The sequence below is a fragment of the uncultured Plantibacter sp. genome, assembly GCF_963518075.1.
Taxonomy (GTDB): Bacteria; Actinomycetota; Actinomycetes; order Actinomycetales; family Microbacteriaceae; genus Plantibacter; species Plantibacter flavus_A.
In genome coordinates, this window is sequence record NZ_CAUQHZ010000011.1 from 1 (window position 1) to 11,513 (window position 11,513).

Genomic DNA, 11,513 nt, shown 5'->3' on the forward strand with positions numbered 1-11,513 from the left:
ACCCGGTCGAGGCGTTGCCCTCGATCTGGAAGCCGACCGGACCACCGGCGATGTCGCGAGCACCGAGGTTGGTGGTCATGATGATGACGGTGTTCTTGAAGTCGACGACGCGACCCTGACCATCCGTCAACCGGCCCTCTTCCAGGATCTGGAGGAGCGAGTTGAAGATGTCGGGGTGGGCCTTCTCGATCTCGTCGAAGAGCACGACGCTGAACGGCTTGCGGCGCACCTTCTCGGTGAGCTGGCCGCCCTCTTCGAAGCCGACGAACCCGGGAGGAGCACCGAACAGTCGCGAGACCGTGTGCTTCTCGCCGTACTCCGACATGTCGAGGGAGATCAGCGCGCCTTCGTCGTCGAACAGGAACTCGGCGAGCGCCTTCGCGAGCTCGGTCTTACCGACACCCGTGGGGCCGGCGAAGATGAACGAGCCCGAGGGACGCTTCGGGTCCTTGAGGCCGGCACGCGTGCGGCGGATGGTCTTGGAAAGCGCCGAGATGGCCTCCTCCTGACCGATGACCCGCTGGTGCAGCGCCTTCTCCATGAAGACGAGTCGCGAGGACTCTTCTTCCGTGAGCTTGAAGACGGGGATGCCGGTCGCCTGGGCGAGCACCTCGGCGATCAGGCCCTCGTCGACCTCGGCGGTCGTCTTGACGTCGCCCGAGCGCCACTGCTTCTCGAGGCGCAGACGCTCGCCGAGCAGGTTCTTCTCCTCGTCGCGGAGGGACGCCGCCTTCTCGAAGTCCTGCTCCTCGATGGCCGTCTCCTTGGCCTCGCGGACGCCGGCGATCTTGTCGTCGAACTCGCGCAGCTCCGGGGGGCTCGAGAGGATCGACAGACGCAGGCGCGCGCCGGCCTCGTCGATCAGGTCGATGGCCTTGTCGGGCAGGAAGCGGTCGGAGATGTAGCGGTCGGCGAGGTTCGCCGCCGAGACGAGCGCGCCGTCGGTGATGGACACCTTGTGGTGTGCCTCGTACCGGTCGCGCAGCCCCTTGAGGATGTTGATCGTGTGGGGCAGCGACGGCTCCATGACCTGGATCGGCTGGAAGCGACGCTCGAGTGCGGCGTCCTTCTCGAAGTGCTTGCGGTACTCGTCGAGCGTGGTGGCACCGATGGTCTGGAGCTCACCGCGGGCGAGCAGCGGCTTGAGGATGGAGGCCGCGTCGATCGCGCCTTCGGCGGCACCGGCACCCACGAGGGTGTGGATCTCGTCGATGAAGACGATGATGTCGCCGCGGGTGCGGATCTCCTTGGTGACCTTCTTCAGGCGCTCCTCGAAGTCACCGCGGTAGCGGCTACCGGCGATGAGCGAGCCGAGGTCGAGCGAGTACAGCTGCTTGTCCTTCAGCGTCTCCGGGACATCGCCCTTGACGATCGCCTGGGCGAGACCCTCGACGACGGCGGTCTTGCCGACGCCGGGCTCACCGATGAGGACCGGGTTGTTCTTCGAGCGACGGGAGAGGATCTGCATGACCCGCTCCATCTCCTTGTCACGACCGATGACCGGGTCGAGCTTGTTGTCGCGCGCGGCCTGCGTGAGGTTGCGGCCGAACTGGTCGAGGATCTGCGACCCGCCCTGCGCCTGCTGCTCACTCTGGTTGCCGCCGACCGGGGCTGCTTCCTTGCCCTGGTAGCCGGAAAGCAGCTGGATGACCTGCTGGCGCACACGGTTGAGGTCGGCGCCCAGCTTCACGAGGACCTGGGCTGCGACGCCCTCGCCCTCGCGGATGAGGCCGAGCAGGATGTGCTCCGTGCCGATGTAGTTGTGGCCGAGCTGCAGCGCTTCGCGCAGGCTCAGCTCAAGCACCTTCTTGGCGCGCGGCGTGAACGGGATGTGTCCCGTCGGCTGCTGCTGGCCGGTGCCGATGATGTCGGTGACCTGCTCGCGCACGGCATCGAGGGAGATCCCGAGGGACTCGAGCGCCTTGGCGGCGACTCCTTCTCCCTCGTGGATGAGGCCGAGCAGGATGTGCTCGGTCCCGATGTAGTTGTGGTTGAGCATCTTGGCCTCTTCCTGGGCCAGGACGACGACACGACGCGCACGGTCGGTGAATCTCTCGAACATGATCACTCTCCTCCGGCACCGGGCAGGGTGGTGATGCCGTTAGTAGGAGCGTAACGACCGCCGCAGCTCTCTTCGCCCCTGTTCGCCGTGGGCGTGATGCGCGGCCACCGGGAACGCCGCAGCGCACGTGCACCGGGCACGTGCGCTGCGGGTGTCGGCTGATCGCGGCTCGGTCAGACCGCGAACCGGACGGTCGCCGCGAGGGCGCCCCCACCGGGGACGTCGTCGGCACGGACGGCGAGGATCCGGGCGTCGGAGAGCAGCGCCCGGCGGAGGATCTCGTCGATCACGCCGTAGTTCGTCGCGTCGGCGTCATCGGCGAGCGTGACGACACCGGTGGTCTCGTCGACCGTGCCCGGCAGGTTGCTGTCGATGTCGACGAACAGGGTGTCGACCGCGTTCGCCGTCGCGGCACGTGCGACGTCGCCGAGGTCGGTCACGGCACGACCGTTCGACGCGCGGGTGCCGAACTCCTCGCACAGCGCGCGCAGTTCGGCGGCGTACAGCTCGTCGAGGATCGGCCGGGCTGCTGCGGCGAGCTGCTCGTCGGAGCGCTCCTGCTGGTTGCCCTCGATCTCGGGCTTCACGAGGTGCTTGTAACTCGAGACGGACCGGAAGATCCCCGTCATCGGTTCGGCGCCCGCGAGGATGAGCGGCTCCTTCGAACCGGCGAGCACGGGCGACAACGCCTTGTTGATCGCCTGCGCGTACTCCTGCATCCGGACCTTCTGTCCCTCGGAGCCCTGGATGCGTCCCTGGGGGCTGCGTCCGTCGGAACCGCGACCCCGGATCGAGTCGACACCAGCGGCCGCGGCCACGTCGGCGGGGACACCCTCGAGTTCGATGCTCGTGGCCGGGAGATCACGCGAGACGGCCACGAGTCGCACACCGCTCTGCGCGAGCGCCAGGACGTAGGCCGACTGCGGGAAGGTGAGCGCACGCATCAACGGCTTGATGAAGAAGCGGTCCGAGACCTCCGTGCAGGACTGGAGGATGTTCGGGACGCGGAAGTAGCGCGTGAGACTCGGGCTGATGTAGAGCGCGAGGCTCGACGACAGGTAGCGGAGGAAGTCCGGATCCTCCTGGAGGTCGTCGACCGTCTGCGTGAACGCCGCGATCGCCGCCCGGTCTGCTCCCGCGGCCGTCAGCTGCTCGACCGCCACCTTCACCTGGTTCTTGAGGTCCAGGCGGATATGGCTCGTATCCGAGGGGTTGGTGCTCGTCGCGAGGATGATCGACACGCTGCCGGGCTCGCGAGCGGTGGCGAGCTCGACGATGTCGGAGCGGGTCGGAATATCGGTGTGGTGCACTGATGCCTCCTTCGATCGCGTCAGGCGAAGGGTCGACCGGGAGCAGGCGACGCCGTCGTGGGCCTGACTTGACCCCAGTATAGGGAGCGCCCACCCCTCGGTCCGGGGTCGATTCTGCGGACATTTGGAGCCGGGTCGGGCCGCGGGACATCGATCCCGCGGCCCGACTCACGGCCTCGTCACTCGGTCGTGACCGGGCCGTCCGTCGGCTGCTCCGATGCGACGAGCCGTCGCGTCCGCCGCAGTGCCAAAACGAGCAGACCGGCGACGACGAGCAGGCCGGCCGCGAGCAGTGCCCCGGTCGTGAGCCCGGCGCCGGTGACGGCGAGCGGACTCGCGGTGTCCCGACCGGTCGAGCCCTCCGATCCACCCGGCGTCACGCCCGGCCCCTCAGGATCCGGGCCGGTCCCGGGCTCGGTCGCGATGAGCCCACCGTTCCAACGGAGGTCCTCGCCGTCGGCTCCGCTCGGCGACGGGTCCGCGATCACGATGTCCGGCATGACCCACTCCGCCGGGTCGATCGCGGAGTTCCGGAGATCGTCGTCGCCGACCCGAGGCGACGTGGCATCGGCCACCAGGTCGTCCGGGAGTCGCACGTCGATCCGGTAGGCGCCGGAGCGGAGCGCATCGAACCGGTACCGCCCGTCGGTGTCGGTCGTGACGGCCCGGGTGACGGGCTCACCGTGCTTGTCGGTGCCGATCAGTTCGAGCTCGACGTCTGCGACACCAGGCCCCGGCGTCCCGTCGAGCCCGTCGTCGTCGAGCCCGTTCGCATCGAGATCCCACCAGATGCGTTCCCCGAGCGCCGAGCTCACCAACCGGGCCGCGACCTGCGGCGATTGCGCGCCGAGCGATTGCGTCGCGGAGTGCACGACGGCGTCGTTCACGAACCGGGCGTCGACCGCGGCACCGGTGGTCGTCAGCTCGTAGTCGACGACCACCGGCGCGAACGGCGCGAGCTCGGCGACGGTGGCCTCGATCGCGGTCGCCGCTGCGATGGACGCCGGGCACCCGGTCGTGCCGAACTCGTCCGCCGCGCACCATCGTGCTCCGTCCGGCAGGGTGCCGAAGCCGTCGTCGACGACGGGGTCGACGTGGCTCGCGACCGCATCACCGGGGGCCGCCGTATAGCGGAGGTCTGCTCCGTCCGACGTGGCCGGACCCGCCAGGACGCCCTGCCCGGTCGAGCCGCGTTCGTCGCCCGGGTACGGGAGGACGTCGATCATCCGGACCTCGCGCTGCACGGCCCCGGCGCTCATGTTCCCGAAGACGACGTCGACCTCGACCGCGTCGCCGAACTCGACGACGGACCGGGCGACGTGCTTGTCGATCTGCAGCCCCGAGGGGGTGCTGACCACCATCGACTGCCAGGAGTAGTGGGCGTCGAGTCTGCCGGCGTCCGCCGGGAAGTCCGACAGCGATCCGGGGTCGTCGGGACTCGCGACGATCGCGCGATTGAGGAACTGGCCCACCACGAAGCGATCCGAGATCGCGGTGTAGGTGATCACCGGCTCCGCGCCCTGCCTGATCCGACCGAGGTCCCAGGTGAGGAGCGTGCTCCCATCGGCCTGCGCCACAGCGGTCGTCGCGGGCGGCGTCGCCGATCCGGCGTCGAAGACGAAGCCGGCCGGTAGGGAGTCCGAGACGGTGACACCCGCAGCCCGGTCGGCCACGCCGTCCGGCGTGACGATCTCCGGCCGGACCTCGAAGGTGATCGGGGAGCCGGCGGCGATGGGGGCCGGTGCGCCGGGAGCGACCTGGGGCGAGGTCGCGCGCTTGTTCAGAGCGACCGCCGCGTTCGCGGCGACCAGCTGATCGCCTCGCGGGTACTGGGCGTTGTCGTCGGTGGCGCGATACCGTCCGTGCCACCAGCCGTCCTCGACCCAGGAGCTCGCCGACTCACGGTCCTCCCCATTGCCGGAGGACTTCACACTGTAGGTCTCGGTGAGACGGGTGCCCACCTCGAGGCCCGGCACCGCCTGGAGCTGTACCCACAGGGTGACGCCCGTCCGGGGCGGGAGCACACCGTCGACCGGGCGGAGACGGACCCTGGTGATGTCCTCGGTGTCGACGAGCGACGGGTCCGAGACCCAGGTGTCGTCGGCGTCCTCACAGGTGGTCGCGTCCATCTGCGCCTGGCGGGTCTCCGCGTCGGCCGTCGTGTCGACGCTCGGCGTCGTGCCGTACTCGACGATCACGGGCCCACCGGTGGTCCGGGACTCGGCCGGGGCACCGCCTCCGGGACGCTCACCGACGCGCTGCGTGGCCGGGTCGAAGACCGCGCAGAGCACCGCTCCCGTGAGGGGGCTCGTCGTGGTGTTGTTCCAGGCGACCGTCTGTTCGAAGCGTTGTCCGCCGGCGACGGGCCCGTCTCCGGAGCCGGCCGTGCTCTGCCCCGGTACCAGACGGTTCTCCGTCCGGCGGTCGACGTAGCGCGTCGTGTGCTCGCCGCCACCGGTGCGCTGGGCGATCGTCGCGTTGGCCGCGTTGTCGGTGAGCGGTTCGGGGGCGTTCGGGAGGGGTGTCCCGTCGGCGGTGACACCCCGGACGTCGAGGTCGGTGAGGTCGAGCCGCACCGGGAGGGAGCCGTTCGACGGCACCACGGACTCGGGCACGAACACGCCGAACCGGCCGATCGCGAGGAAACCCTGCGCGGTGATCGCGGCGCCCGAGGCGGACCGGGTCGGGATGTGGTCGCCGCTCAGATCGGCGCCGCTGATGGTGACGAGCGCGGAACGACCATCGGGTTCGAGTTCGCAGGACCAGGTCCCGGAATCCGTGACCGCGTCGGTGCCCCCGCCGCCGGCCTTCGGGAAGACCGCGGTGTCGAAGGCGCCGACGAGGCAGCTGTTCGAGACCGGTCGTCCCTCGGGGTTCACCGTGGCCAGGCGGGTGCCGGCCGGATACCCGCCGAGGTCGATCCGGAAGGTCACGTCCTCGACCACGTTGCCGGACCCGCGGGCGCCACGGCCCTCGTCGGTGCCGAACCCGGTGACCGAGAGGGCGGTGTCGTGCGCGACGTACCAGCCTCGCGTGCCGTCGCGCTCCGTGACGTCGGCGACGATCGGACCGCGCTTCACACCCACGTTGACGCGGGGAGCACTGCTGACGACGAGATCGGGTGCGGTCGTGCTGGCACGGATCTCCGAGCCGTCGGCCGCGTCGATCGCGATGGTCTCGATCCCGCTCTGCGGCGCGGTGATGACCGTGCCGTTCGGCGGGGAGGATGCGAGCACGGCCGTGAGGTCGATCGCGCTCACCGAGTTCGGCAGGACGTCGGTCCGCACGCAGTCGACGACCGAGCGATCGTCACTGACGGTCGAGCCCGCGGCACAGTACCCCGGGAGCTGGGCGACGGGCGGCCATCGGAGTCCCTCGGGTAGACGCTGACGGACGACCACCCGGTCGTCCTCGGCGGCACCGCGCAGCTGCACCTCGATCGTGTAGGTGACCGCGTCGTGGGAACGCAGCACGGGGTCGTCCGGAGAGACGTCGAGCCCGGGCCCCGGCTCGGCGTCGAACGGGACGCTGCCGGTGGCGGTCCGCTGGAGCACGGTGGTGAGCCCGAGCGCCCGGTCCGAGACGTCGGTGGCGGCCGAGACGATGTCGGGCGCCGGCGCGGCCGCGGGTTCAGGCGTCGCGGCCGGGAGCAGCGCGCCCCCGGTCACGGCGGCGACGGACAGGGCGCCGAGCGCCCTGCGGAAGAGGATGGTGTTCACGTGGGTCCGACCTTCTTGACGAGAGGGGGCGGTCACACGTTACACAATGTGGTCGACTGATATCTGGGATATCCACAGCTCCGGACGAAGACGGGCAGCTGTCGGATGATCGGGGCGTCGGTGCGGCGACGGGTGACGCCTACTGGAGCGCGGAGGTGAGCCTCGCGAGGTTGTCGAGCACCGTCGACCGCAGCGGCTGTTTCAACCATTCCGCGAGCGTCAGCTCCTTGCTGATCTCCCGGTATCCGTCTTCGACGCCCCGCATCTCCTGGACGAACTCGCGACCGCGGACCATCAGCGAGACCTCCAGGTTGAGGCCGAAGGAACGCATGTCCATGTTGCTCGATCCGATCACGGCGACGTCGTCGTCGATCGTGAAGTGCTTCGCATGCAGGATGTACGGCGCCGGGTACTGGAAGATCCGCACGCCGGCCCGCAGGAGCGCCTCGTAATAGGAGCGCTGCGCGTGCCACACCATCGCCTGGTCGCCGATCTCCGAGACGAACAGGTCGACCGGCACACCGCGCTGGACGGCGGTCGTGACCGCTGCGAGCAACGACTCGTCGGGTACGAAGTATGGACTCGTGATGACGATGCGCCGCTGCGCCGCGTAGATGAGGGTGAGGAACAACTTGAGGTTGTTGTCGCCGTCGAACCCCGGCCCGCTCGGTACGACCTGCAGTTCGAGGTCCCCAACCGGTCGGGCCTCGAGCAGGCCGACCTCGTGGGACAGGACGTCGCCCGTCTCGCTGTACCAGTCGCTCAGGAAGATCGTGTTGATCCCCGCGACCCCGGGGCCCTCCACCCGCGTCATGAGCTCCTGCCACTGGAGACCACGCTTGATGTTGCCCGGCTTGTTGTAACTCCGGTCGATCATGTTCTGCGAGCCCATGAACGCGACCGCGCCGTCGACGATCACCATCTTGCGGTGGTTCCGGAGGTCTGGACGCTGGAACTTGCCCTTGAACGGCTGGAGCGGCAGCATGAGCGCCCACTGGGCACCCATCGTGGTGAGGCGCTTCAGCGTGTGCTTGTAGTCGGGGGTCCGCCAGCTCGCGAAGTGGTCGAGCAGCACTCGGACCGTGACACCGCGGGCCACCGCACGCTCGAGGGCGTCGAAGAACGGCTTCGTGGTGCGGTCGCAGGTGAGGATGTAGAACTCGACGTGCACGAACTGCTCGGCGCGGTCGACCTCCTCGGCCATGGCGTGGAGTGACGCCTCGTAGTCACCGATGAGACTCGCGGTGTTCCCGCCCTGCAGCGGCATCGATCCGAGATTGCGGTTGAGCGTCACGACCGAGCGGAACCAGGCCGGCGCGTTCGACGTCAGGTTCGCCTTGACGAGGTCGCGCGTCGTCTGGCGGATGTAGACGTTGATGTCGTACTGCTTCCGCCGGCGCGCCCGCGGCAGTTTCGGGTTCCCGATGAGGAGGAAGGCGATGACACCGACGTACGGGATGAGGAAGATCGCGAGCAGCCAGGCCATCCCCGCGGTGGGGCGCCGGTTGCGCGGGACGACGATCACCGCGATGACACGGATGATGAAGTCCAGGACGAGGGCCGTGATGCCCAGCCAGTTCCAGGAGAACTCGATCGTCATGTCGCCCATCCGCTCAGCTGCCGAGGCTCCAGCCTACTGACCATGCCGGACAGCTGTGGAGCGACCTCGCCACGTGATACGTGCGGGTCAGACCTCGCGGGGGCCGGAGGGCTCGACCGGCGGGAGACCGAGCTTCGCGCGCTGCTCCGCCTCGACCTGCGCGTACGCCTTGCGCTCGTTGCGGTCGGACCGCAGGATGGCGCGCATGACGACCCAGAAGATGATGCCGACGACCACGGTGGGCAGCAGCGACCAGAGCGCGTTGAGCCAGTAGTCTTCGATCACCCGTCAATCGTACCGCCCTTCGACAGGCTCAGGGACCGGAGAGCCGGCTCAGAGACCGGAACGACGTGGTGGCGCGATCCCGATCGGGCGCGCAGCCGGCTCAGGAGCCTCCGGCGAGAGCGCCCCACAGACCGCTGACGACGAGGTACAGGCCGATGCCGCCGACCACGATCCAGATCGTGATGCGCGCCGTCGTCGGCCCCTGCTTCTTCGGGTCCTGGTGGTCGCCGGGGTCCATCATGCTCATCGTCGCGCCTGACTGTCGGTGGTCGTGCTGCCGGGTGGCAGCTACTTGACCAGGGGGAAGAGGATCGTCTCGCGGATGCCGAGACCGGTCAGCGCCATGAGGAGTCGGTCGATGCCCATCCCCATGCCGCCGGACGGCGGCATCCCGAACTCGAGCGCCCGCAGGAACTCCTCGTCGAGACGCATGGCCTCGACGTCGCCCTGCGCCGCGAGCTTCGCCTGCTCGATGAAGCGTTCGCGCTGCACGACCGGGTCGACGAGTTCGGAGTAGCCGGTGGCGAGCTCGAAGCCGCGGACGTAGAGGTCCCACTTCTCGACGGCGCCCTCGATCGAGCGGTGGGCGCGCACGAGCGGGCTCGTGTCGACGGGGAAGTCCATGACGAAGGTCGGGCGCTCGAGGCCACCCTTGACGAAGTGCTCCCACAGCTCCTCGACGTACTTGCCGTGGATGGGGTGCGGGACCTCGACGCCTTCACGCTCGGCGAGCGCCTTGAGTTCCTCGATCGGCGTCTGCGGAGTGATCTCGACACCCGCCGCGGCCGACAGACTCTCGAACATCGAGATGCGGTCCCACTCGCCACCGAGGTCGAACTGCGTGCCGTCGGCCCAGGTGACGACGTGGCTCCCGCTCGTCGCGAGCGCGGCGTTCTGGATGAGGGTCTGCGTGAGGTCGGCCATGGTGCCGTAGTCGCCGTAGGCCTCGTACGCCTCGAGCATGGCGAACTCGGGGCTGTGCGTGGAGTCGGCGCCCTCGTTGCGGAAGTTGCGGTTGATCTCGTAGACGTGGTCGATGCCACCGACGACGGCGCGCTTCAAGTACAGTTCGGGCGCGATGCGCAGGTAGAGCTCGGTGTCGAACGCGTTCGAGTGGGTGACGAACGGGCGGGCCGAGGCTCCACCGTGCATGACCTGGAGCATCGGCGTCTCGACCTCGACGAAGTCGCGCTCCGTGAAGGTCTGGCGGAGGCTCGCGACCGTCTTGGCCCGGTCGAGCACGTTCTTGCGCGCCTGGTCGCGGGCGATGAGGTCGAGGTACCGGCTCCGGACCCTCGTCTCCTCGTTGAGCTCGTTGTGGAGGTTCGGCAGGGGCAGGATCGCCTTCGCCGCGATGGTCCACTCGGCCACCATGATCGACAGTTCGCCGCGGCGGCTGGAGATGACCTCGCCGGAGACGAAGACGTGGTCGCCGAGGTCGACGAGCTCCTTCCAGGCCGCGAGCTGTTCGTCGCCGACGCTGGCGAGGCTCACCATCGCCTGGATGCGGCTGCCGTCGCCCGACTGGAGGCTGGCGAAGCAGAGCTTGCCGGTGTTGCGCAGGTGCACGACGCGGCCCGCGACGCCGACGGTGACGCCGGTGGCCTCATCGGGCTGGAGCTCACCGAAGCGGGCGCGCACCGCCGGGATCGTGTCGGTGATGGGGAGGGTGACGGGGTAGGCGCCACCGGCACCCGACGTCGCCTCGTCGATGAGGCGCTGGCGCTTCGCGAGCCGGACGGCCTTCTGCTCGGAGAGCTCTGCCTGCTCTGCTGCGTCGTCGATCGGCTCTGGCGTCGTGTCAGTCATGCGGTGGGATTCTCCTCGTGCGGTCACTGGAGTTTACCGGGGACCGTGCGGGCCGCGCGCACGGCCGGCTTCCTATGAACCGGCTATCGACGGCCTGACAAGGGTCTGCGAACAACCATTCGGAGGACATCGCCGGGTACCCGGGCCGTGCTTGGCTCGAAGGACAGGAGTCCCGATCGGGGGCACCGACGCCGGAAACGAACTCGAAAGGCTCGTCATGACGACGCTCTCCGACCACCAGCACACCGACCACCGCGACGCCACCACCGTCCCACCGGTCCCGGCCTCCCCCGCCGCGCCGCGCGGACAGGCGGGGATCGACGCCGGTCTCCTCCTCCTGCGCCTGGCCCTCGGCGTGGTCTTCATCGCGCACGGGCTCCAGAAGTTCCTCGTCGACTCGATCCCTGGCGTCGCCTCCGGGTTCGGCGGCATGGGGATCCCGGCTCCCGAGGTCGCGGCGGTCGTCGTCGCCGGTCTCGAGGTGGTCGGTGGCCTGCTGCTCATCGTCGGCCTCGGCACGCGCATCGTGGGAGCCCTGCTCGCGGTGACGATGGCCGTAGCGATGGTGCTCGTGCACCTGCCGGCGGGGTTCTACGCCGCCGACGGTGGCTTCGAGTACGTCATGCTGCTCGCACTCGCGTCGCTCGCGCTCACCCTCGCGGGCCCGGGCCGACTCGCCGTCGACGCGTTGATCCGTCGCCGCCGCAGCCGCTGACACGGGTCGGCTG

8 protein-coding genes are annotated in these 11,513 nt (G+C 69.2%); 1 reads left to right on the top strand and 7 read right to left on the bottom strand.

Features of this window, described 5'->3' with window-relative positions:
• The 7 genes from RWN05_RS13125 to lysS all read right to left on the bottom strand — a co-directional run.
• On the bottom strand, positions 1–2,062 hold a 2,062-nt coding region (locus tag RWN05_RS13125), incomplete at its 3' end, for an ATP-dependent Clp protease ATP-binding subunit (protein WP_314139805.1).
• A 173-nt stretch (positions 2,063–2,235) separates the two neighbouring features.
• Complete coding sequence (locus tag RWN05_RS13130; RefSeq protein WP_079001590.1) at positions 2,236–3,372, bottom strand: hypothetical protein; 1,137 nt, start codon at positions 3,370–3,372, stop codon at positions 2,236–2,238.
• Positions 3,373–3,551: 179 nt separating this feature from the next.
• Entirely contained in the window at positions 3,552–7,091 is a 3,540-nt protein-coding gene (locus RWN05_RS13135; RefSeq protein ID WP_314139807.1) for an SdrD B-like domain-containing protein, read from the bottom strand.
• A 139-nt stretch (positions 7,092–7,230) separates the two neighbouring features.
• Positions 7,231–8,700 carry a cardiolipin synthase gene (cls, locus tag RWN05_RS13140; RefSeq protein WP_139205336.1) on the bottom strand — a complete coding sequence of 490 codons (1,470 nt, stop codon included), beginning with the start codon at positions 8,698–8,700 and terminating at the stop codon, positions 7,231–7,233.
• Positions 8,701–8,778: 78 nt separating this feature from the next.
• A complete protein-coding gene (locus tag RWN05_RS13145; protein ID WP_213014309.1) occupies positions 8,779–8,976 on the bottom strand; it encodes a hypothetical protein in 198 nt (65 codons plus the stop codon).
• A gap of 100 nt (positions 8,977–9,076) precedes the next feature.
• Positions 9,077–9,223 (bottom strand): hypothetical protein, encoded by a 147-nt coding sequence (locus RWN05_RS13150; protein ID WP_153303387.1) that lies wholly within the window; start codon positions 9,221–9,223, stop codon positions 9,077–9,079.
• Between the two features lie 41 nt (positions 9,224–9,264).
• Positions 9,265–10,785 carry a lysine--tRNA ligase gene (gene lysS, locus RWN05_RS13155; protein ID WP_079001587.1) on the bottom strand — a complete coding sequence of 507 codons (1,521 nt, stop codon included), beginning with the start codon at positions 10,783–10,785 and terminating at the stop codon, positions 9,265–9,267.
• A 217-nt stretch (positions 10,786–11,002) separates the two neighbouring features.
• On the opposite strand from lysS, the gene RWN05_RS13160 reads away from it, so the two are divergent.
• Complete coding sequence (locus RWN05_RS13160; RefSeq protein ID WP_079001585.1) at positions 11,003–11,500, top strand: DoxX family protein; 498 nt, start codon at positions 11,003–11,005, stop codon at positions 11,498–11,500.
• The last annotated feature ends 13 nt before the right edge of the window (positions 11,501–11,513 follow it).